Below are 22,209 nucleotides of genomic sequence, written 5' to 3' on the forward strand. Positions count from 1 at the left end.
TAGAGCGTCCGGCACAGGCGAGGCTCGGGCTTGAATTTCTGGTCTCACCACTGTACATGAATACATGTATTCATCAGGAGGGCGGTATGCCAACCTCGATCCGACTGGCTCCCGAAATTGAAGAGCGCCTGGATTTTCTTGCGACCAAGACCGGCCGCAGTAAGGCCTTCTATCTGCGCGAACTCATCGAGCGCGGTCTTGAGGACATGGAAGACTATTATCTCGCAGCCGAGGTCTTGGAGCGGATCAGGAGCGGCGAGGAGGATGTTGTGACGGCCGAGGAATTCTGGCGTGGCCTGGACGCTTGAATATGCCCGCTCGGCGCGCAAATTCGTCGAAAAACTGGACCCGCAGACACGTCACCGTATCCGAGATTTCATCGAAAACCGCATCGCCGCACTCGACAATCCGCGCGAGGCCGGCAAGCCGCTGAAGGGACCTCTGGCGACTTTTTGGAGATATCGAGTTGGGGATTATCGGATTATCTGCGATGTGCAGGACAAACGGCTCGTCATTCTGGTGGTGACGATAGGCCATCGTGGCGACGTCTACAGATAGCCAAATTCGCCGGCCCGTCTGATTTGAGAAGAGGATAAAAAATGTTCGAATTGACCGGCCGCAAGGCACTCGTCACCGGCGCATCGGGAGGCATTGGCGAGGCGATCGCACGGGTGCTGCATGCGCAAGGCGCCATTGTCGGCCTGCACGGCACGCGCGTCGATAAACTGGAGACGCTGGCCGCCGAGCTCGGTGATCGCGTCAAGCTGTTTCCCGCCAATCTTTCCAACCGCGACGAGGTCAAGGCGCTCGGCCAGAAGGCGGAGGCCGACCTCGAAGGTGTCGACATTCTGGTCAACAATGCCGGCATCACCAAGGACGGGCTGTTCGTGCGCATGGCCGACGCCGACTGGGACAGCGTGATGGAGGTCAACCTCACCGCCGTGTTCCGGCTGACCCGCGAACTCACCCATCCGATGATGCGCCGCCGGCATGGCCGCATCATCAACATCACCTCGGTGGTCGGCGTCACCGGCAATCCCGGCCAGACCAACTACTGTGCCACCAAGGCCGGCATGATCGGCTTTTCCAAGTCGCTGGCGCAGGAGATCGCCACCCGCAACATCACCGTCAACTGCGTCGCCCCCGGCTTCATCGAATCGGCAATGACCGACAAGCTCAACGACAAGCAGAAAGAGGCGATCATGGCGGCGATCCCGACCCGGCGCATGGGCACCAGCGCCGAAGTCGCCTCGGCTGTCGCCTATCTCGCTTCCAACGAGGCGGCCTATGTCACCGGCCAGACCATTCATGTGAATGGCGGCATGGCAATGATCTAACAGTTGCGGAAAAACACCCCATTTCGGCTTGGACGCGCGCTATTTTTCGTGTAATGCGGCCCGCAACCCGGCGGTTCGGGCAAAAACCGGTCCGTTGTCGTTGCGTTTCCGGCAGGACCATCTTTCAGCTTGATTAGCGGCATTCTGCCCGCTAACGAAGACAGACAAACAAAAGACGAGGATGCCCCAAATGAGTGACACCGCAGAGCGCGTCAAGAAGATCGTCATCGAACACCTTGGCGTCGAAGCCGACAAGGTGACGGAGCAGGCGAGCTTCATCGATGATCTGGGCGCAGACAGCCTCGACACGGTCGAACTCGTCATGGCGTTCGAAGAAGAGTTCGGCGTCGAGATTCCGGACGATGCGGCCGAGACCATCCTGACCGTCGGCGACGCTGTGAAGTACATCGACAAGGCCTCGGCCTGAGGCTTTTCGCAGGCATCACCGGGGAGGACCTGCGATGAGGCGTGTCGTCGTCACGGGCCTTGGCCTGGTTTCGCCTTTCGGCATGGGCTTCGAGCACAGCTGGAAGCAACTTCTGACCGGCCGCAGTGCGGCCAAGCGCGTCACCGAGTTCGAAGTGGAAGATCTTGCCTGCAAGATCGCCCACGTCATTCCTCGCGGTGACGGCTCCAACGGTACGCTCAATCCCGAAGCCGTGCTCGAGCCGAAGGAACTGCGCAAGATCGGCGACTTCATCCTTTACGGGATCGCGGCCGCCGATGAAGCGCTGAAGGATTCCGGATGGGAGCCTGCGAACGAGCAGGAGCGCTGCGCCACCGGCGTCATGATCGGCTCCGGCATTGGCGGCCTTGAAGGCATCGCCGAAAACGCCATCATCCTGAAGGAACGCGGCCCGCGCCGCATCAGCCCGTTCTTCATTCCTGGCAACATCATCAACCTTGTGTCCGGACAAGTGTCGATCCGGCACGGGCTGAAAGGCCCCAACCACGCCGTCGTCACCGCTTGCTCGACCGGCGCGCACGCCATTGGCGATGCCGCCCGGCTGATCATCTTCGGTGATGCCGACGTGATGCTGGCCGGCGGTGCCGAATCGCCGGTGACGCGGCTTTCGCTTGCCGGCTTCGCCGCTTGCCGGGCGCTGTCCACCGAGCGCAACGACACGCCGGAAAAAGCCTCGCGTCCCTATGACCGTGACCGTGACGGCTTCGTCATGGGCGAGGGCGCCGGCGTCGTCGTGCTGGAAGAACTCGAACACGCCAAGGCGCGCGGCGCAAAAATCTATGCCGAGGTTACCGGTTATGGCCTGACCGGTGACGCCTATCACATCACCGCGCCTGCCGAAGACGGCGACGGCGCTTTCCGCTGCATGACGGCGGCGATGAACCGGGCCAAGCTCACCCCGTCCGATCTGGACTACATCAACGCCCACGGCACTTCGACCATGGCCGACACGATCGAACTCGGCGCCGTCGAGCGGCTGGTCGGCAATGCCGCGTCGAAAATCTCGATGTCGTCGACCAAGTCGTCAATCGGTCATCTCCTGGGGGCGGCCGGTGCCGCCGAGGCGATCTTTTCGATCCTTGCCATCCGCGACAACATTGCGCCGGCGACCATCAATCTCGACAACCCGGAGCGCGAGACAGCGATCGACCTGGTGGCGAACACACCGCGGGCTCGCCAGATCGATGTGGCGCTGTCCAATTCCTTCGGTTTCGGCGGCACCAACGCCTCGCTCATCTTCCAGCGCTACAATGGCTGACCGGCCCGCCAACAGCCTGTCGTCAATTTTGCCATATTCGCCCCTACTCTGCCCGAGGGGATTCGTTGAGAGATCAAACGGCAGGGCACAATGAACACAAATCCGGCAGGCAACGGAGAATTTGGGCAGCGACAGGCTGCACCCGGTCCGATCGTGCCGAAGACGGCCAGCGAGGCATTGCGGCCTGAAGCCGGCACGCCACCGCCGCGGCGTTCGCGCGCCTCGCGCAGCCAGGTCGTCGTGTTCATGAACTTCGTCATCTCCTCGGTGATGCTGATGGTTCTGGCGGCCGGCATCTCGCTTTATTTTGGCAAGCAGGCGTTCAACGAGGCCGGCCCGTCGGCCAATGGCGACACCTTCCTGGTCAAGTCGAACTCCGGCGTCCAGGATATCGCCGAACAGCTCGAGCGGCGCGGACTGATCAGCGACGCCCGCATCTTCCGCCTTGGCGTGCGCGCCTACGGCAACGATTCCGCGCTGAAGGCCGGCGAATACGAGATCAAGCCCAAGGCCTCGATGCGCGAGATCATGGAACTTTTGAAGAGCGGCAAGTCGGTGATGTATTCGCTGACCATTCCCGAAGGGCTGACGGTCGAGCAGGCGATGCAGCGTATCGCCGATCAGGCCGCATTGTCCGGCGACATGCCGGCGGCCTTGCCGCTGGAGGGCAGCCTCGCCACCGACACGCTGCGCTTCACCCGTGGCGCCACGCGCCAGCAGATGGTCGACAAGCTTCTGGCCGACCAGAAGAAGCTGGTCGACGACGTCTGGCAGCGGCGAGCGCCCGACCTGCCTCTGGCCAATGTCGAGGACTTCGTCACACTGGCCTCGATCGTCGAGAAGGAGACGGGCAAGGGGGATGAGCGCTCGCGGGTCGCCGCCGTCTTCCTCAACCGGCTGGCCAAGGGCATGCGGTTGCAATCGGATCCGACCATCATCTACGGCCTGTTCGGCGGCAAGGGCAAACCCGCCGATCGCCCGATCTACCAGTCCGACATCGAGAAGCCGACGCCCTACAACACCTATCTGATCAACGGCCTGCCGCCGACGCCGATTGCCAATCCCGGCCGCGCCGCGCTTGAAGCCGTCGCCAACCCGTCGAAGACCGATGATCTCTATTTCGTCGCCGACGGCACCGGCGGCCATGTCTTTGCCGCGACGCTGGAAGAGCACAATGAGAACGTTGCCCGTTACCGGGCGCTGCAGAAGAAGCAGGCAGACGATGCCGCCAAGGCAGCCCAAGGCACAGACCAGACTGGCGCCGACAAGCCGGCCGAGACCGGCGATGACGGTGACGGCAGCGATACCGGTGACAATGGCGACGCTGGCGGCGATGCCGGAGCCGCCCAGTAGCGCTGATTTCTAAAATCGCCCCTCGCGTGTCCATTTGAACGCGCCAGGGACGCTCTAAAACTTTATAAGAGCGCCCAGCGTCGCGTTGAACACGCATGGGACGCTCCGGCATTTTGAAGCCAGGCATGTCCGGAGCGCTTTCGGGGCATACCGCCAGGGGGACGTACGGAAACCATGAGTTTGCAGAGCATGACCGGTTTTGCGCGCGCTGTCGCCGAACAGGACGGCACGTCGATCGCCTGGGAGGTCAAGTCGGTCAACGGCAAGAGCGTCGAGGTCAGGCTGCGGCTGCCGCAAGGTTTTGAGCGGCTGGAGCCTGCGGTCAGGCAGACGCTGCAGAAGCGCTTTTCCCGCGGCAATTTCCAGGCGACGCTGACCATTGGCCGCGCCGCCGGCGCGCAAGTCCAGCCGGTGGTCAACGAAGTCTTCCTGAAGGATCTGGCCGGACTGGCCAAGCGGCTGCAGGAGCAGTTCGGCGTGGCACCCGCGACAGCCGACGGACTGCTGGCACTGCGCGGCGTGCTCGACATCCCTGAAAGCACTGAAACCGAAGAGGCGCGGGCAGCCCTCGATATGGCGATCGTGTCGGCACTGGAAGTGGCGCTGGGCGGGCTGGAGCTGGCGCGCCAGGGCGAGGGCGCGGCACTAGCCTCATTGCTGTCCGGCCACATCGACGCCATCGAGGCGCTGACGCTGCAGGCCGAGGCCGACCCGTCGCGCGAACCGGCGGCGATCCGCGAACGCATCGCCGAGCAGGTCCGACTGCTGATGGATGCGTCGGCCAATCTCGACGCCGGCCGCCTGCACATGGAAGCGGCATTTCTCGCCACCAAGGCCGACATCCGTGAAGAGATCGACCGGCTGAAGACGCATGTGGCGTCGGGCCGGGCACTGCTGGCAGGTGGCGGCGCCATCGGCCGCAAGCTCGATTTTCTGGCGCAGGAATTCAACCGCGAATCGAATACGCTGTGCTCGAAGTCGAACGCTGCGGCGGTGACCGCCATTGGGCTGGAGCTGAAGGCAGTGGTCGACCAGTTTCGCGAACAGGTCCAGAATCTGGAGTAACCCCGATGGCCGCCAAGGATGTAGGTTCCCGCATTCGCCGTCGGGGGCTGATGCTGGTCTTGTCGTCGCCGTCCGGCGCCGGAAAGTCGACGATCGCGCGCAATCTGCTGGAAAGCGATTCAAGCCTCGAACTGTCGGTCTCTGTCACCACGCGGCCGCGCCGCGGCTCAGAGATCGAGGGCGTCCACTATCACTTCCGCACCATGCGCGAGTTCGAGCGGCTGCGCGATTCCGACGCGCTGCTCGAATGGGCGGAGGTGCACGGCAATTGCTACGCGACGCCGCGCGAGCCGGCCGAACTGGCGTTGGCGCAAGGCCGCGACATGCTGTTCGACATCGACTGGCAAGGCGCGCAGCAGCTCAAGGAGAAGATGCGCGCCGACATCGTCTCGATCTTCATCCTGCCGCCGTCGATGAAGGAATTGAAGGCACGGCTGAAGCGCCGGGCCGAGGACCAGGAGCAGGTGATCGAGATGCGGCTGAAAAACGCCCGCAACGAGATCGAGCACTGGAAGGAATATGATTTCGTCATCATCAACGACGATCTCGATCGCGCCTTCGCCGAGGTGCGCGGGATCGTCACCGCCGAGCGGTTGAGGCGCGACCGCCGGCCGGGCCTGTTCGACTTCGTCTCGGGCCTGCTGGACGAGAAGACGGATTAGGGACGCTGCGGTGGAGTGCCAATCTCCCCCCTTGTGGGGGAGATGCCCGGCAGGGCAGAGGGGGGCGCTGTCCCGCCGGCGTTTGAGTAATTTAGACTACATCCTGAGCCGGCTGACGGCCGTTGGCAGGTCCAGACAGAGGCAGCGATCCTTCACGCCCCCCTCTGTCCTGCCGGACATCTCCCCCACTAGGGGGGAGATCGGCAGTTCCTTACACCGCGTTGGTCAGCCGCACGAATTCCTCGACGCTCAAGGTTTCCGCCCGTCGCGTCGGATCGATGCCGGCGCGGGTCAGCAGCGCTTCGCCGCCGAGGCTCTTGACGCTCTGCCGCAGCATCTTGCGACGCTGGCCGAAGGCCGCTTCGGTGACGCGGCCGAGTTTCTTCACCTCGGTGGGCAAGGGGCTGGCACGCGGCACCAGATGCACCACCGAGGACGTCACCTTGGGCGGCGGCGTGAACGCTTGCGGCGGCACGTCGAAGGCGATCCTCGCCTCTGTCCGCCAGCCGGCCAGCACGCCCAGCCTGCCATAGGCGTCGCTGCCCGGGCTGGCCACGATGCGCTCGGCCACCTCGCGCTGGAACATCAATGTCATCGAGACATAGAAGGGCGGCCACTCGGCAATTGTCAGCCAGCGGATCAGCAGTTCGGTGCCGATATTGTAAGGCAGGTTGGCGACGATCTTCACCGACCCCCCGCTTCCAGGCATGTCGCCGTCTGACCACTCCTGGGCAAGGGCGGCGAAATCCGTCTTCAGTGCATCGCCGGCAATGATCTCGAGCCGGCCGGGATAGTGGTCCGACACCTCTGCAAGCGCCGCCAGGCAGCGCTCGTCGCGCTCGATGGCGACGACGCGGCGGGCGCCCGCAAGCAGCAGCGCCCTGGTCAGCCCGCCGGGACCGGGGCCGACCTCGATCACCGTACAGTTTGTCAGCTCGCCGGCGGCGCGCGCGATCTTGCCGGTGAGGTTGAGGTCGAGCAGGAAATTCTGGCCGAGCGCCTTCTTCGCCTGCAGTTCATGGCGCTCGATCACCTCGCGCAGCGGCGGCAGCCCGTCGATGCTCATGTTCGAGGGCTCATTCGGCAGCGACCTTCGTTCCGGTATCGGCCAGCCTGCGGGCGAGGACCAGCGCCGCGATCAGGCTGTTGGCGCGCGCAATGCCCTTGCCGGCGATGTCGAAGGCGGTGCCATGGTCGGGTGAGGTGCGAATGAAGGGCAGGCCAAGCGTCACGTTGACCGCCTCGTCGAAGGCCAGTGCCTTGGCCGGGATCAGCGCCTGGTCGTGATACATGCAGATCGCCACATCGTAGCCCGCGCGGGCGCGCGCATGAAACATCGTGTCGGCCGGCAGCGGCCCGAAGGCGTCGATGCCAAGCGCACGCAAAATGTCGATCGCAGGGCAGATGATGCGCTCGTCTTCCGTGCCCATCGCGCCGCCTTCACCGGCATGCGGGTTGAGCCCGGCAATGGCGAGCCGCGGCTTGGCGATGCCGAAACGACTTGCAAGATCGGCGGCGGTTATGCGGCCGGTGGTGGCGATCAGCTCTGTCGTCAGCGCCTTCGGCACCTCGGCCAGCGCAATGTGGATGGTCACCGGAACGGTGCGCAACTCGGGACCGGCAAGCAGCATTACCGGCGTCACTTCGACGCCGCCGTGAAGCGACGCCAGATGCGCCAGATATTCGGTGTGGCCGGGAAAGCCGAAGCCGGCATCGTAGAGCGGCTTCTTGGCGATCGGGCAGGTGACAACGGCCGCGGCCCGGCCGGTAAGGCAGTCGGCCACGGCGCGGTCGATGGCCTCGATGGTGCCGGCGGCGTTGGCCGGGTCCGGCCGGCCGAGATTGTCGGTGAAGCGGGCAACCAGCGGCACGACGGGCAGGGCGCGGTGAAAGACGCGCGCCGCTTGCGCCGGCGTCGTCTCAACGATCGCCACATCGGCGCCGAGCCGACGCGCCCGCGCGGCAATCAGCGACGGGTCGGCGAGAAGGTAGAATGGCGGTACGCCAGCGCTGTCGCGCGCCTGCCACGCCGCAATGGCGATCTCCGGCCCGACGCCGGAAGGATCGCCGACGCTCAGCGCCAGCGGAAGCTCTGCGTCAAGCACGGCCAAGCCAGCTCAGCGCTGGACGATGCGGGCTTTCTTCCGCAACTCCTCGACATATTTCTCGCTGAGCGCGTCGGCGTCCTTGTCGGTACTGCCTTCGGCCTGGAACACCATCTGCGCGACCTTGTCGTCGGAGACTTCTCGCGACGAGCAGATGCCGATGAACTCGACGCCGCGGTCGGTCGCGCGCGTGGGCGTGGCGCCGCCGACCTTGGTGGCCTTGACCTGTTCGGCCCAGTCCGGTGGCAATTGCGGCGCCAGCACCCGGCCAAGATCACGCACGGTGACGTCGATCAGGCCCTTGGCGAATTCGCGCGTGCTGTTGCAGCCATTGAAGCGGGCGCGCATAGCGTCGGCCTCGCGCTTGCGCTTGGCCAGCGTGGCGCTGCGCTCGGCCGCCGGCACAACGAAGATGACCTGCTGCAGCATGTATTCGGTGGCGCTTGGCTTTGCGCCGCCCTTTTCGAGCATCTTCTTGACAAGGTCCTGTTCGCTGACCGCCCCGCCGCTGTCACCGGAGTGGTAGCGCGCGGTCAGCGCCTGGTTCCAGGCCATCTGGGCGCGGATAAACTCCTTGAAATGCTCTTTGCTGACACCGGACTGCGCCATGACACCGTCCAGTTGCTTGAGCTGCATCTTGTTGGTCGAGGCAAAGCGCTGGTAGGCGGCCTCGACCTGGGCGTCGCTGACGCGGATGCCGAGGCGCCTGGCTTCGGTGACGCGCAGCGTCTGGTCGACCATTTCCTTGGCGGCGTCGCCCTTCTTGTGCTGCAGGCGCAGGAACGCGGCCCGGTGCGCGATGTCGCCGGTGGTGATCGGTACGTCGTTGACGACGTATTTGATCTCGCTGGCGAAGGCCGGCGGTGTCATCACGGTGATCGAAACCGAAGTCGCCGCCACAAGCAGCGCGAAACCTGCCGAAAAGAGGTATTTTCTCATCGAAAGCATCCCAAATCTATCCTGGTTCCCGCCCAACCCCATGCCAGGGAGCCAAAACCCGTGCCTGCTTTATGCGGCAAAACGATGTCGCTGAAGCCACGTGCGCCCACTCCTGGACGCACAAGATCGCCTGTTACTGGATCGTGTCGACGGCGCTGGTCGACGAACCGAAATCGCCCAGCGTGCGGAACGACAGGTTGAAGCCGACATTCTGCGACACTTCCTTGGTGACCGAGTCGCGCGATTCCGAGAACGTCATCAAATAGGTGAAGCAGGAATCATTGTAAGCAAAGCCGACCCCGTCCTTGACCAGCACGCTTTGCTGCAAGTCATAGGTTCCGGTGCCGAAGATGCGCCAGTTCTCGTTAAGGTGCGTCGAGGCGCCAAGCGTGACCTCGTGACGGTCGGTGGTGAAGCCGTACAGCGGCTGCGCCTGGATGAAGGCGTATTTTGCGCTCAACGAAACCGGCAGGCCGGAATAGGCCGCCTTCACCTCGGCGCGGCGGATCTCGAAGCTCTGCTCGTCGAAACGGCCGCTGAGCGACCCGGAGAAGCCGCTGGGGCTGTTGAAGCCGACGAGGCCGACATAGTCGGAGGTCGAGGTCTCGAGGCCCGAATAGGCACCGACATTGACCAGGTCTGGCGCGGCGAACGAGTTCTGCCCGCCTAGCTGATACGATTGGCCGAACAGCGCGTTGGTGCTCCAGCCATTGTCATAGGCGCCGGAGTAGCGGAACCCGACATTGGCGCGGCTGCCGCCTTCCATGCGGTCGTAGCCGGAGAATTTGTCGCGTTCGAACAGCGTCGTGGCGTCGAAGACGAAGCTCTGTGCGTCCTCGTTGGGAACGCTGAGGCCGCCGACATATTGCTCGTTCGGGCGCACGAAGAGTTGTGCCATCGGTTCGACGATATGACTGGAGCTGGGCATCGAGAACAGCACCGGCCAACGCATTTCAAGCCCGGCGGTTGCCATGTAACGGGCCAGCGACGAACGCATGTCGTCGTTCTCGCCGAGGTTTGTCGCCATCTGGTTGATCGCGGCGAGTGAGGCCGAAGATGCATTGAGGTAGCTGGCGTCGCCGCGTAGCGCCAGCAGCGGCGTCAGTTGCAGCCCGCCATCGGTGGTGAAGGTGCGCTTCCACTCGGCCTCGGCGGTGAGGCGGCCGGATTGGCCCTCGATGCCGCGCACGCGCTCGACGTTTGAGGCCGAATCAAGCGCCTTGTCCAAGCTGTCGCGGCTGATGACCCGCGCATTGACGTTGAGCGACAACTGGCCGCCGGCCACCGACATGTCGGGGATGTAGGCATAGTCGAGCGATGGCAGCACCCAGGGCTGCTTGCCGGCGCGCGCGGTCGGATCGTTGACCAGCGTGTTTTCCTGAACCTGGAACCGCATGGCGCGCACGTCGAAATAATTGCGGCCGTTGAGGCCGGTCAGGTAGACCGTCGACTGATGGACGGCGTCTTTGTAGCCATCGATGGCATAGGTGCGCGAGAAATTCTTGTCGGACTGCAGCAGGACGTCCCAGCCGAAATCCCAGCGCGGGTTGATGGCGAACTGGCCCTTGGTGCCCATCATGCCGCGGAACTTGTTCGGGTCGCCAGCGGCACCGGAATTGACGTTGTGGCCACTGCTGTCGATGAATTCGTCGGGATTCTCTTGCCGGATGCCGGCGATCTTCAGGCTGTACTCGCCATTGTTGAAGCGCTGGCGCCACTCGGCCTCGCCGAGGAAACCCTGCTTGGTGTAGCCGCTGCCGGTGACGGTGAGGTCGTAAGTCGGCGACAACGCGAAATAATAGGGTATTTTGACGCCGACACCGAGATCGGTGTTGTAGGTGATGCCGGGGATCAGGAAGCCGCTCTTGCGCTTGACCGTCGGGTCAGCGATCTCGAAGGCCGGGAGGTAGGCCAGCGGAAAGCCGAAGAACTCGAAATTCGCGTTCTCGAAGCGCACCGTCTTCTTCTCGCCGTTCCAGATGATCTTTCTGGCCTTGACGCGCCAGGTCGGCGCCTTGTCCGGCTTGTCCTCGCACGGCTCGCAGGCGGTGTAGACGCCATTGTGGAAGGTCGTCAGCACGCCGCCCATCCGCTCCGCGCTCTCGGCGGCGAAATAGGCCTTTTCCGGCGTTTCGACGCGCAGCGCATTGACGAAGCCGTCGGCGAAATCGTCGGTGATGTCGATATGGTCCGAATTGATCTTGGTGCCGTCGCTGTTGATGATTTCGACAGCGCCGCTGGCAACCAGGCGCTTGGTGTTGCGGTCGTACACGACCCGCTGGGCGACCAGGCGATTGCCGCCATAGTCGATCTGGACGCCGCCAACGGCTGTCACGGTCTGGTTGTCGTTGTTGTAGACAAGCGTATCGGCGGCCAAAAGCATCTGCGTGCCGGCCGGAACTTTCGACGCCATGTCGGTGACGTCCTGCGCCAGCGCAGGGGCCATCGGCACGGCGCAGGCGAGCAGGCATGCCAAGGCGCTCGCCCCATAAAGGCGCGCCAAACCGGCCTGCCTATGGCTGCGCAAAACCGCCTCCCTCACTAGCCGTCTTCCTTGTATAGCAGGAATGTCACCCCAAAGAACATAGCCACGACAACCGGAACCCATGCAGCCACGGCTGTGGGAACGAATCCCGCCACGCCGAATGCCTTGACCAGCACCGAAACGACATAAAGCAGAAAGCCGGCCAGGACGCCACCCAGAATCATCGTTGCCGACTGCCCCATCCTCGCAAATCGCATTGATACTGTTGCCGCAATCAGCGTCATGGCGACAAGCAGGAACGGCAACGCCACCAGCGAATCAAACTGCATGGCGAAGGCATTTGCCTTCAGGCCGAAGGAACGGGCAACCTCAATCTTGCCCGGCAGCTCGTAGAAAGGGATGGTTTCCGGGCGCGCCAACCGTTCCTGCACGAATTCCGGCTTGAGATTGGTCACCACCCGGTCGCTGGCCAGCGACCGGACGGTGCCATTCTTGAACACCTTGACGTCCTGCAGCTCCCAATAGCCGTCGCGCAGGAAGGCGCGCGCCGCATCCTTGCGTTCGACGATGTCGCCTTGCGCAGACAGGACGAAGAAGACGGCGTCGGACATCTCCAGTCCCTGACTGAGAATGGCGCGGGCGCCGATGATGGTGTCGCCGGAGTTGGTTTTCTGCCGGATCCAGGGCGTCGCGTCGGGCGAAACGGCGTTCGATTTGCCGGAGCGTAGCTCGGTTTCGATCTGTTCGGACCAGGAGAAGGCGTGCGCGGCTATCGGATTGATGATGCCGACCGACAACACCCCAAACAAGAGCGCGCCGATGCAGCACGGCAAAAGGAACTGCCAGGCCGAAACGCCGGCCGATCGCGCGATGACCAGCTCGTATTTGCGGTTCAACGACACCAGCGTCGCCATGGCCGAGAACAGGCCGACGAACGGCACCGTCTGCAGCATGATCATCGGCATCCGCAGCGCCGAAATGGCGAATGCCGAGCCATAGGTGAAGCCCGGCAAGCCGACGATGCGGCCGGAAAGCTCGGTGAAATCGATCAGGAACACCAGCGCCAGCAGGCCGATGAAAAACCACACCGTGATCGCCACGTAGCGAAAGAAGAAGTAGCGACCCAGAGTCCAGCCCATTAGCGAGTCCAGCCCATCAGCCGATTCCCTGCCCGGACGCGCCGCGCCTGGCGAAGCGCAGCTTGATGGCGGTCCAGCCGTCGCTGAAGCGGCTGGCAAGATTGGTCATCCAGTCGGCCCAGGCGCCGGGCAGTTCCATGGCCCGGTTTGAGACGATGAACCAGATGGCAATCAATGAAGCCACGATCGGCACGCCGTAGACCATATAGGCGTATTGCGGGATCTTGTCGGCCTTGCCGGCGGCGAAGAAGCCGAGCCAGCGCACGAACAGTGCAACCGCAATGGCCGTGATCAGCGGATGGATGCGCGCCTCGCGGTGCGAGCGTGCGTCACCGGCCACCGCCAGCGCAATCAGCGCGAACACCAGCGAGTACGACCATTCGGAAAAACGCTGGTTGACTTCGGCGCTGTAGCGGCTTGGCTGGCGCTGGAACATCTTGTCGTTGGGGCTTGGGTTGAGCAGGTACTGGGTCGTGCGGTCCTTGGGCAAAAGCGTGACCTCGTTCGCCGCCGCCATGAAGGCGGACAGATCGAAGGCGTAGGAGGAAAAGCGGATGACCGAGAGGTCGCCGGTCAGTGTCTTGCGATGAATGACGCCGTCATTCATCATCAGCACCTTCTCGTTGCCGCGTTCGACGACGCTGCCCGTCTTGGCGTAGTAGACCAGATTTGCGCCTTCCTCACGCGAATCGGCGACGAAGATACCGCCAAGCCGGTTGTCGGGAAGCCGCTCGCCGATCTGCAGGAACAGGCCCTCGTCGATCTTGCGGAAAGTGCCTTCCTGGATGATCAGCGACAACAGATCGGCGCGCGACGACGCGACCAGCTCGCGGTTCTTCTGCCGCGCATAGGGCTCGATGCCATTGTCGACCGCGAAGGAAAAGACCGCCGCCGCCAGCGCCAAAAGCATGATCGGCCGCACGATGGTCCAGCGCGAGGAACCGGCGGCGTTGATGACGGCCAGTTCCGAATCGGAATTCATGACGCTGAGCGTCTGGGCGACCGCCACCACCAGGGCGAACGGCACCACGATCGGGATGATTGTCGGGATGATCAGCGCCGCGACCTCGAAAAAGGTCAGCGCCGACTGGCCGCTGTCGGTGACGAGGTCGATCTTGGCAAGCACCTGCGTCGTCCACACGATGGCCAGCGTCCACACCAGCGCAGCCAGGAACACCGCCAAAGCGCGACGCATGATGTAGCGTTCAACGACCTTCATTAAGGCTTTTCTCGATTTTGCCGAACGGCATCATGCCTGCCGACAAGGTAGTCGTCCGCAGGCGCCTGTACAACTGCTTCCATCCGGCGGTTCGATCCGGTCCCGTTCCACATCGCCGTCCCGCGTGCCGGAGTGTCGGCGGCAATGGATAAGAAAGGGCGAACATCAATGGTTAACAACAGGTTGCGGCAAGAAGCGGGGCCGTGCCGCGACGAATCGTCATCGATTCAACCGCGCATATGGGATGCAATTTCGGCAAAGTCTTGCCAAATGCCGGAAAACGACCAAATGTCGCGCACACTTCCCCTAGAGCTTAGCCGTTTCCCGAAAGCAGGACCTGATGAATTCGAGACCTTCGATCGCCTTCGCCAAATTTGCCGCGCCCAAAAAGGGCAGCACCTTCGTGCTGGCGGCTGACGACGGCAGCCTTGGCGAGCCGGCAAAGGCCTGCGATCCGGCGAAAACCCTCGACCGGGCGTTCCCGGTGGCCGATTTCACCGGCAAGTTCGCCAGCCTTGTCGAAGTGCTGGCGCCGGAGGGGACGTCGCTCGACCGGCTGGTGGCGATCGGCGCCGGCAAGGTGTCCAACCTCGACGACTATGCCTGGCTGAAGCTTGGCGGCACCGTCGCCGCGTCGCTGCGCAAAGCGACGGAGGTGGCCGTCGTGCTCGATGTGCCGGGCGCCACCATTGCCGGCAGGCAAGCGGCGAGCGTTGCCGCCGGCATAATTTTGCGCAGCTATTCCTTCGACAAGTACAAGACCAAGAAGGACAAGGATGACGGCAAGAACGAGCCGAAGAAGCCGGTCAAGGTGACCATCCACACCGCCGATCCTTCCGCGGCGAAAAAGGCTTTTGCCGAAGAGGTGGCGGTGATCGACGGCGTGCTTCTGGCCCGCGATCTCGTCAATGAACCCGCCAATGCGCTGGGGCCGGTGGAATTTGCCGCCCGCGCGAAGGAGCTCGAGGCGCTCGGCGTCAAGGTCGAGATCCTGGCCGAGAAGGAGATGAAGAAGCTCGGCATGGGCTCGCTGCTCGGCGTCGCCCAGGGCTCGCCGCGCGGCGCCCGCATGGCCGTCATGCAATGGAATGGCGGCATGGCCAAGGACTCACCCGTAGCCTTCGTCGGCAAGGGCGTCACCTTCGACACCGGCGGCAATTCGATGAAGCCGGCGTCGGGCATGGAGGACATGAAGGGTGACATGGGCGGTGCCGCCGCCGTCACCGGGCTGATGCACGCGCTAGCCGCACGCAAGGCGAAAGCCAATGTCGTCGGCATCATCGGGCTGGTCGAAAATGCCGTCGACGGCCATGCCCAGCGCCCCGGCGACATCGTCACCTCGATGTCGGGCCAGACCATCGAGGTGCTCAACACCGACGCCGAGGGCCGCCTCGTCCTGGCCGACGCGCTGTGGTATTGCAACGACCGCTTCCAGCCGAAGTTCATGGTCAATCTGGCGACGCTGACCGGTGCCGTCATGGTCGCGCTCGGCCAGCATTATGCCGGCCTGTTCTCCAACAACGACGAACTGTCGGAGAAGTTGACGGCGGCCGGGCAGGCGACGCAGGAGCGGCTGTGGCGCATGCCGCTCGGCGCCGAATACGACAAGCTGATCGATTCCAAGAATGCCGACATGAAGAACATCGGCGGCCGCTATGGCGGCGCCATCATCGCCGCGCAGTTCCTGCAGCGCTTCGTCAAGGAGACGCCGTGGGCGCATCTCGACATCGCCGGCACCGCGATGGGCTCGCCGCCAAGCGAGATCAACCAGTCATGGGGCTCCGGCTTCGGCGTCAGGCTGCTCGACCGATTGGTCCGCGACAACTACGAGGGATAGGCTTTCAATCCTTGTTTTTACGCAATTCCTGACGGAAAACCGCTGCACACTTTTCCTGGAATTGCTCCAGAGGCGCAATCATGGCCGACATCCTGTTCTACCACCTGACCGAATCGACGCTGGAGGATGCGCTGCCCGGCCTCTTGGAGCGCAGCGTCGATCGCGGCTGGCGCGCCGTGGTGCAGACCGGCACCGAGGAGCGGCGCGACGCGCTCGACCAGCATCTGTGGACCTTTCGCGACGATTCGTTCCTGGCCCATGCTACCGACCGCGAAGCCTTTCCGGCAGAGCAGCCGATCCTGTTGACCACCGGCAAGGAGAATCCGAACCAGGCAAAGATCCGTTTTCTGGTCGACGGCGCGATGCCGCCGGAGCTTGCCGGCTACGAACGCGCGGTATTCATGTTCGACGGCCACGACGCCGCCCAGGTCGAGGCGGCGCGGGGGCACTGGAAGACGATGAAGGAGGCCGGCCACGCCGTGACCTACTGGCAGCAAACGCCGGACCGCCGCTGGGAACGCAAGGCTTAGCGAGGGTGGTGTCTCATTCGAGTTTCCGCAAAGGGTGAAATGATCGCGGCAGCTACTGGAATACAATCATGGTCACCAATCTTCCTGGATTTTTCGAGGGCACCGAAATGCCTACCAGCGGCTGGTGGGAAGCACTTTGGCCCGACCCTGATGGTGTGCTCGCCGCAGTAGGGCTCGAACCGGGTATGGATGTGGTCGATCTGTGCTGCGGTGATGGCTGGTTCACGCTGCCGATCGCCAGGATCGCGCGTCACGTTACGGCTATCGACATCGATCCGCATTTCCTGGAGTTGGCGCGCAAGCGTGTGGCCGAAAACGGCGTGACCAATTGCGACTTTGTGGCAGCCGATGCCTACGGGCTTGCCAGTCTGGTTTCGCGGCGACCTGACTTCGTCTTTATGGCGAACGCTTTTCACGGTGTTCCCAATCGGCTGCGCTTGGCTCGTGCCCTGCGTGCAACGCTCAAGCCTGGTGGCGCCTTCGCCATTGTCAACTGGCATCGCCGCCCGCGCGAGGAAACGGTGATCCTGGGCGAACCTCGCGGACCAAGGACCGAATTGAGACTGTCGCCGCAACAAACCATCGAGGCGGTCGAGGCGAGCGGCCTGCGGCTAAGGCATGTGGTCGAAATACCGCCCTATCACTACGGCGCCGTGTTTGAGCAGCCAACGGGCTGAGATTATCCCAACTGCCAGTCAGTGCCGGGCATGTTCGCATTGGCTGTGATCAGCCAGCACCTCGATCACCCGGCATTCGCCGACCTTCCCATGCCGGCAGCCTTCGACCATCAGTTCCAGCTCGGCTTTCAATGCCGTGAAGCTGCGGATTCGCTGAACCACGTCGGCCAGCCGCGCCTGGGCTATGGTGTCGGCCGTTGCGCAGGGCTGGCTGGGATTGTCCTGCAACGTCAGCAGGGTGCGAATGGCTTCGATGTCGAACCCCAACTCGCGTGAATGGCGAATAAACGCCAACCGGCGCAAATCGCTCGCCTCATAGTGCCGGCGATTGCCCTCGCTGCGAACCGGCGCGGGCAGCAAACCGATCTGCTCATAGTAGCGGATGGTCGGCACTTTCACCCCGCTCCGTCGTGCCGCTTCGCCAATCGGGATCATTTTTCGCTTGCTCCTCTAGTCGCTAGAGAATGTAGCGTCGGACTGGAATGGTTCAAGGAATGAGACGATGGCTGCAACCGCCGCACAAACCCGCTATCGCGTCGAAGGCATGGATTGTGCCGGCTGCGCGACGAAAATCGATGGCGCGGTGCGGCGCATGCATGGCGTCGAGGATGTGAACGTCTCGGTCACATCAGGCACCATGACCGTCAGGCACACTCCGGAAAGCGATCTCGCCGCGATCGAAAAGAAAGTGACAGGCCTCGGCTATTACGTGGCTCAGCTCACAAGCGAGGCCGGACAGAATGCCAAGCTGGCCGGGCACGGCGCCAAGGGAGATCATGACCACGTTGGCCACGACCATGCCGGCACAGCCAAAGATGACCATGACGGAGATGTGGAGGGCTTGCACGGCCACGAGCACACGCCCACCTCGGGACCGTGGTGGAAAAGCGCCAAGGGGCGACTGGCCATCGCCAGCGGCGGGGCATTGGCCACAGCTTTTGCGATTCACTATTTCTGGCCGGCCACCGGCGTCTGGATTTTCATTGCCGCCATGCTGATCGGCCTGGTGCCGATTGCACGGCGAGCCGCGATGGCCGCGGTCGCCGGCATTCCTTTCACCATCGAAATGCTGATGACCATCGCTGCGGTCGGCGCCGTCATCATCGGCGCCGGCGAGGAAGCCGCCACGGTGGTCTTCCTGTTCCTCGTCGGCGAGTTGCTGGAAGGGGTGGCCGCCGGCAAGGCTCGCTCCAGCATCCAGGCGCTGACCACGCTGGTGCCCAAGACGGCCTTGCTGCAAGAGAATGGCGCCACGCGCGAAGTTCCGGCCGAAGCCCTTAAGGTTGGTGCCGTCATTCTGGTGCGGCCTGGCGATCGCATTCCAGCCGATGGCAGGATTGTCGAAGGCGAAAGTGCCATCGATGAATCGCCGGTGTCGGGAGAAAGCGTGCCGGTCCGCAAGGGCGTCGACGCCAACGTGTTCGCCGGCACCATCAATGGCGATGGCGTGTTGCGCATCATCGTGACAGCGGCAGCCTCCGACAACACCATTGCCCGCATCGTCAAGCTGGTCGAGGAGGCACAGGAGAGCAAGGCGCCGACGGAGCGCTTCATCGATCGTTTCTCACGCTGGTACACGCCCGGCGTTGTCGCCGTCGGGGCTCTAGTGGCCATCGTTCCGCCGCTGGCCTTTTCCGGTGACTGGAACGAATGGATCTACAAAGGTCTGGCGTTGCTGCTTATCGGCTGTCCCTGCGCTCTCGTCATATCGGTACCGGCGGCCATTGCGGCATCGCTCTCGGCCGGCGCCAGGCGCGGCCTCTTGATGAAAGGTGGCGCGGTGCTGGAAGGCCTCGGCAAGATCACCGCCGTGGCGTTGGACAAGACCGGAACGCTCACCGAAGGCAAGCCCGTGGTGACGGATGTCGTTGCGATCGAAGTCAGCGAAAAGGAGGTGCTGTCGCTGGCGGCCGCACTCGAAACCGGATCGAGCCATCCCCTGGCTCTGGCCATTCTGCGAAAAGCCAAAGCCGACGGTGTGCCGGTGCCGGCGGCGGCGGAAGCCAAGGCGCTCGGCGGCAAAGGTGTCATGGGCCGCGTTGGCGGGAAGAACGCGTTCCTGGGCTCGGCGATCGCTGCTGGCGAAAAAGCCGCACTGCCGGCCGACCAGGCAGCTCGCATCGCCGAACTCAACGATGAAGGCAAGTCGGTGTCGGTGCTGTTGATCAACGATGTGCTGGCCGGTTTCATCGCCATGCGCGACGAGCCCCGGCCGGATGCGTTGGCCGGTCTCAAGGCGCTGACAGATTCCGGCATCAAGACCGTCATGCTGACCGGCGACAATAAGCGCACGGCAGCGGCTATCGGCAAGCAGTTGGGCATTGAGGTTCGAGCTGAGCTGCTGCCCGAGGACAAGCAGCGCATTATCAGCGAGCTGAAAGGGCAGGGGCTTTTCGTCGCTAAAGTAGGCGACGGCATCAATGATGCGCCGGCGCTCGCGGCGGCCGATGTCGGTATCGCCATGGGTGGCGGCACCGATGTCGCCCTGGAGACTGCCGACGCAGCGGTGTTGCATGGCCGCGTCGGAGACGTCGCTGCGATGATAAGGCTGTCTCAAGCGACCATGGCCAACATCAAGCAGAACATCACCATCGCGCTGGGGCTGAAGGTAGTGTTTCTGATGACTACCATAGCTGGCATGACTGGTCTGTGGCCCGCTATTCTCGCCGATACCGGCGCGACGGTGCTGGTGACAGCCAACGCGATGCGGTTGTTGCGCTGGAAGGGCTCCACGTAGGCTGCGACGGTCGACGTGCGTCGTATCACATCCGCCAGTGCAGCCCAACGGGGCGAATGAACCCAAGGGCTGGGCCGGCCAAGGGCGGCTCTACCCGGCTCTCAGGCCGCCGCACGATGTTCTTCACGGGCAGCTTCCCACACTTCGCGGGCCGCATCGGCGTTCATAACCGCGATCCCTAAACCCACTATCAAATCGGGCCAGGCGGAGTGCCAGAGCAAAGCCGTGACCAGCCCGGCGACAATAATGGCGATGTTGGCAAAGGCGTCATTGCGGGCCGACAGGAAGGCCGCCTTTGTCAGGCTGCCGCCACGGTGACGGTACGCGGCGAGCATGTAGGCACAGGAGAGGTTGACGGCCAGAGCGCCCAGGCCCGCCAGGGTCAAGGCGATCGGTTGCGGCGGCACCGGCACGTTGAACTTCTCCCACGCCGTCCAGAGCGTGGCCAGACCGGGCACGAGCAGGATGAGTGCCAGAGCCATCCCCACTCGTGCGCGAGAGCGGACTGACCAGCCAAGTGCGAGCAGGATAAGGAGATTTACAGAGGCGTCTTCCAGAAAGTCGATGCTGTCGGCGAACAGAGACACTGACCCTATGGTGAGCGCCACCGCGAACTCGATCCCGAAATAGGCGAGATTGAGCAGCGCGACGATAAGGACGATGCGACGGAGGGGGAGGTTCATCTTCTGAACGTAAACGAGACCGCTGCATTGGGCCACCAGCTTCGCGATTCTTGGCGTGAAGAAACAGACCCCACCCTTTCCGGTCGGATTGACTGGGCCGTCGCCTTCCGATCGTCGGGCGCTGCCTGTCATCCAACTTTCATATTGCGGCGATAAGCATCCTTAGTTCCGGATTTATGGATGCATGGACAAGACAACCGCTCTTCTTGCGCTCGCAGCGCTCGGCCAGGACACCAGGCTTGAGGTGTTTCGCCTGCTGGTGCAAGCCGGCGCCGAAGGCGTGCCGGCCGGTAAGATCGCGGCGCGCCTGAGTATCGTCCAGAACACCATGTCGGCGCATCTGAAGGTTCTCGACCATGCCGGGCTGGTTCGTGCCGAGCGCGAGGGCCGCACCATCCGCTATGTCGCCGACATGACCGGCTTTCGCGACCTGCTTGCCTACCTCATGGAGGATTGCTGCAACGGCGCGCCTGAGCTTTGCCAGCCGGTTGCCCAGGCCGTGACTTGCAGGTGTTAGGGGAGGAAGCCGTGAGCGAGTTCTGCAATCTTCCGAAGCCGGTTGAGTCCCATGGCCACTGATCTGTCACGCCGCCTCGTCGCCGAAGCGCTCGGCACCGCTCTGCTGGTTGCCGCGGTTGTCGGTTCGGGCATCATGGCCGATCGCCTGACCGACGATGTGGCGCTGGCGCTGCTCGGAAACACCATTCCGACCGGCGCGATGCTGGTGGTGCTGATCACCATTCTGGGGCCGATTTCCGGTGCGCATTTCAATCCGGCGGTGACGCTGGTGTTTGCGTTGCGGCGGGACATCGGGGTCAATGCAGCGCTAGGTTATGTCGCTGCACAGATCCTCGGTGGCATTGCCGGCGCGTTCCTGGCGCATGCCATGTTCGAATTGCCCATCCTGCAGATTTCCCAGACCGTGCGGAGCGGAAGCGGCCAGTGGATTGCCGAACTGGTGGCCACCTTCGGCCTGGTCTTCACCATCCTGGCCGGCCTGCGCTTTCGCAGCAACGCCATTCCTTGGCTGGTCGGGCTCTACATCACATCGGCCTACTGGTTCACCGCCTCGACCTCGTTTGCCAACCCGGCCGTCGCCATTGCGCGCGCCTTCTCCAACACGTTTGCCGGCATCAGGCCGGTCGATGTCCCGGCCTTTATCGGCGCTGAGTTGGTCGGCGCGCTGCTCGCCATGGCGCTGGCCGGCTGGCTGCTCGCCGAACCCAAAACCACGGCAGAAATGAGAGCTACGCAATGACCATCACCATCTATCACAACCCTTCCTGTGGCACGTCGCGCAACACGCTGGCCATGATCAGGCAATCCGGCGAGGAGCCGGAGGTGATCGAATATCTGAAGACGCCGCCGTCGCGTGAAAGACTGGTCGAGCTGATTGCGGCGATGGGCATGACGCCGCGCGAACTGCTGCGCGAGAAGGGCACGCCTTACGCTGAGCTCAACCTTGGCGATCCCAAATGGAGCGACGACGAGATACTCGATTTTATGCTGGCGCATCCGATCCTGATCAACCGCCCGATCGTGGTGACGCCGCGCGGCGTCGTTCTGGCGCGGCCGTCGGAAGCGGTGCTCGACATCCTGCCCAATCCCGATATTGGCCCCTTCACCAAGGAAGACGGCGAAGTCGTCATCGATGCCGGCGGCAGCCGGGAGTCTGAAGCCGTATTTCGAGATTTATCGAAATAAGACTTGACCGCCG

General features: G+C 63.3%; 23 protein-coding genes. 15 read left to right on the top strand and 8 right to left on the bottom strand.

Annotated features, from left to right (window positions below):
- Positions 1-86 precede the first annotated feature (86 nt).
- The 8 genes from relB (at position 87) to gmk (ending at position 6,141) form a co-directional block, all read left to right on the top strand.
- Positions 87-308 carry a type II toxin-antitoxin system RelB family antitoxin gene (gene relB, locus AC1DVW_RS01495; protein ID WP_477234946.1) on the top strand — a complete coding sequence of 74 codons (222 nt, stop codon included), beginning with the start codon at positions 87-89 and terminating at the stop codon, positions 306-308.
- A complete protein-coding gene (locus AC1DVW_RS01500; RefSeq protein WP_477320793.1) occupies positions 292-558 on the top strand; it encodes a type II toxin-antitoxin system RelE family toxin in 267 nt (88 codons plus the stop codon). Before relB ends, AC1DVW_RS01500 begins: the two co-directional genes overlap by 17 nt.
- 41 nt (positions 559-599) lie before the next feature.
- The gene (fabG, locus tag AC1DVW_RS01505; RefSeq protein ID WP_477320794.1) at positions 600-1,337 is read left to right on the top strand and encodes a 3-oxoacyl-[acyl-carrier-protein] reductase; all 738 of its coding nucleotides are present in this window, start codon (positions 600-602) and stop codon (positions 1,335-1,337) included.
- A 190-nt stretch (positions 1,338-1,527) separates the two neighbouring features.
- Positions 1,528-1,764, top strand: coding sequence for an acyl carrier protein (locus tag AC1DVW_RS01510; RefSeq protein ID WP_056109445.1), 237 nt, complete (start codon positions 1,528-1,530; stop codon positions 1,762-1,764).
- Between the two features lie 34 nt (positions 1,765-1,798).
- Positions 1,799-3,061 carry a beta-ketoacyl-ACP synthase II gene (fabF, locus tag AC1DVW_RS01515; protein WP_477320795.1) on the top strand — a complete coding sequence of 421 codons (1,263 nt, stop codon included), beginning with the start codon at positions 1,799-1,801 and terminating at the stop codon, positions 3,059-3,061.
- Positions 3,062-3,151: 90 nt separating this feature from the next.
- A complete protein-coding gene (mltG, locus tag AC1DVW_RS01520) occupies positions 3,152-4,414 on the top strand; it encodes an endolytic transglycosylase MltG (protein ID WP_477320796.1) in 1,263 nt (420 codons plus the stop codon).
- A gap of 174 nt (positions 4,415-4,588) precedes the next feature.
- Complete coding sequence (locus AC1DVW_RS01525; protein ID WP_477320797.1) at positions 4,589-5,479, top strand: YicC/YloC family endoribonuclease; 891 nt, start codon at positions 4,589-4,591, stop codon at positions 5,477-5,479.
- A gap of 5 nt (positions 5,480-5,484) precedes the next feature.
- Positions 5,485-6,141, top strand: coding sequence for a guanylate kinase (gene gmk / locus AC1DVW_RS01530; RefSeq protein ID WP_477320798.1), 657 nt, complete (start codon positions 5,485-5,487; stop codon positions 6,139-6,141).
- Between the two features lie 211 nt (positions 6,142-6,352).
- Here the strand turns inward: gmk and rsmA are convergent, their stop codons facing one another.
- From rsmA to lptF, 6 genes are all read right to left on the bottom strand, one after another.
- Positions 6,353-7,207 carry a 16S rRNA (adenine(1518)-N(6)/adenine(1519)-N(6))-dimethyltransferase RsmA gene (gene rsmA, locus AC1DVW_RS01535; RefSeq protein ID WP_477320799.1) on the bottom strand — a complete coding sequence of 285 codons (855 nt, stop codon included), beginning with the start codon at positions 7,205-7,207 and terminating at the stop codon, positions 6,353-6,355.
- Between the two features lie 10 nt (positions 7,208-7,217).
- Complete coding sequence (gene pdxA, locus AC1DVW_RS01540; protein ID WP_477321556.1) at positions 7,218-8,246, bottom strand: 4-hydroxythreonine-4-phosphate dehydrogenase PdxA; 1,029 nt, start codon at positions 8,244-8,246, stop codon at positions 7,218-7,220.
- A gap of 12 nt (positions 8,247-8,258) precedes the next feature.
- Positions 8,259-9,194, bottom strand: coding sequence for a peptidylprolyl isomerase (locus AC1DVW_RS01545; RefSeq protein ID WP_477248292.1), 936 nt, complete (start codon positions 9,192-9,194; stop codon positions 8,259-8,261).
- A gap of 124 nt (positions 9,195-9,318) precedes the next feature.
- Entirely contained in the window at positions 9,319-11,727 is a 2,409-nt protein-coding gene (locus AC1DVW_RS01550; protein ID WP_477320800.1) for an LPS-assembly protein LptD, read from the bottom strand.
- A complete protein-coding gene (gene lptG / locus AC1DVW_RS01555; protein WP_477320801.1) occupies positions 11,727-12,809 on the bottom strand; it encodes an LPS export ABC transporter permease LptG in 1,083 nt (360 codons plus the stop codon). Before lptG ends, AC1DVW_RS01550 begins: the two co-directional genes overlap by 1 nt.
- 16 nt (positions 12,810-12,825) lie before the next feature.
- Positions 12,826-14,028: an LPS export ABC transporter permease LptF gene (gene lptF, locus AC1DVW_RS01560; protein ID WP_477272247.1), complete on the bottom strand. Its 1,203-nt coding sequence runs from the start codon at positions 14,026-14,028 to the stop codon at positions 12,826-12,828.
- 340 nt (positions 14,029-14,368) lie between these two features.
- On the opposite strand from lptF, the gene AC1DVW_RS01565 reads away from it, so the two are divergent.
- The 3 genes from AC1DVW_RS01565 (at position 14,369) to AC1DVW_RS01575 (ending at position 17,072) form a co-directional block, all read left to right on the top strand.
- Positions 14,369-15,865 carry a leucyl aminopeptidase gene (locus tag AC1DVW_RS01565; RefSeq protein WP_477320802.1) on the top strand — a complete coding sequence of 499 codons (1,497 nt, stop codon included), beginning with the start codon at positions 14,369-14,371 and terminating at the stop codon, positions 15,863-15,865.
- 80 nt (positions 15,866-15,945) lie between these two features.
- Entirely contained in the window at positions 15,946-16,395 is a 450-nt protein-coding gene (locus AC1DVW_RS01570) for a DNA polymerase III subunit chi (protein ID WP_477320803.1), read from the top strand.
- Between the two features lie 68 nt (positions 16,396-16,463).
- Positions 16,464-17,072: a class I SAM-dependent methyltransferase gene (locus tag AC1DVW_RS01575; protein ID WP_477320804.1), complete on the top strand. Its 609-nt coding sequence runs from the start codon at positions 16,464-16,466 to the stop codon at positions 17,070-17,072.
- An 18-nt stretch (positions 17,073-17,090) separates the two neighbouring features.
- Here the strand turns inward: AC1DVW_RS01575 and AC1DVW_RS01580 are convergent, their stop codons facing one another.
- Entirely contained in the window at positions 17,091-17,507 is a 417-nt protein-coding gene (locus tag AC1DVW_RS01580) for a MerR family transcriptional regulator (protein ID WP_477320805.1), read from the bottom strand.
- Positions 17,508-17,574: 67 nt separating this feature from the next.
- Here AC1DVW_RS01580 and AC1DVW_RS01585 point away from each other — a divergent pair, with 67 nt between their 5' ends.
- The gene (locus AC1DVW_RS01585) at positions 17,575-19,809 is read left to right on the top strand and encodes a heavy metal translocating P-type ATPase (RefSeq protein WP_477320806.1); all 2,235 of its coding nucleotides are present in this window, start codon (positions 17,575-17,577) and stop codon (positions 19,807-19,809) included.
- A gap of 101 nt (positions 19,810-19,910) precedes the next feature.
- Here AC1DVW_RS01585 and AC1DVW_RS01590 read toward each other — a convergent pair whose 3' ends face one another.
- The gene (locus AC1DVW_RS01590) at positions 19,911-20,492 is read right to left on the bottom strand and encodes a cation efflux transmembrane domain-containing protein (RefSeq protein ID WP_477321557.1); all 582 of its coding nucleotides are present in this window, start codon (positions 20,490-20,492) and stop codon (positions 19,911-19,913) included.
- Between the two features lie 184 nt (positions 20,493-20,676).
- Here AC1DVW_RS01590 and AC1DVW_RS01595 point away from each other — a divergent pair, with 184 nt between their 5' ends.
- From AC1DVW_RS01595 to arsC, 3 genes are read left to right on the top strand one after another with little or no spacing between them, the layout of a single operon-like run.
- Positions 20,677-21,009, top strand: coding sequence for an ArsR/SmtB family transcription factor (locus tag AC1DVW_RS01595; protein ID WP_477248277.1), 333 nt, complete (start codon positions 20,677-20,679; stop codon positions 21,007-21,009).
- 51 nt (positions 21,010-21,060) lie between these two features.
- Entirely contained in the window at positions 21,061-21,750 is a 690-nt protein-coding gene (locus AC1DVW_RS01600) for an aquaporin (RefSeq protein ID WP_477320807.1), read from the top strand.
- The gene (gene arsC / locus AC1DVW_RS01605; RefSeq protein ID WP_477320808.1) at positions 21,747-22,196 is read left to right on the top strand and encodes an arsenate reductase (glutaredoxin); all 450 of its coding nucleotides are present in this window, start codon (positions 21,747-21,749) and stop codon (positions 22,194-22,196) included. The genes AC1DVW_RS01600 and arsC overlap by 4 nt, the downstream gene beginning before the upstream one ends.
- Positions 22,197-22,209 lie beyond the last annotated feature (13 nt).

It is taken from the genome of Mesorhizobium sp. P3_B5, from assembly GCF_056402815.1.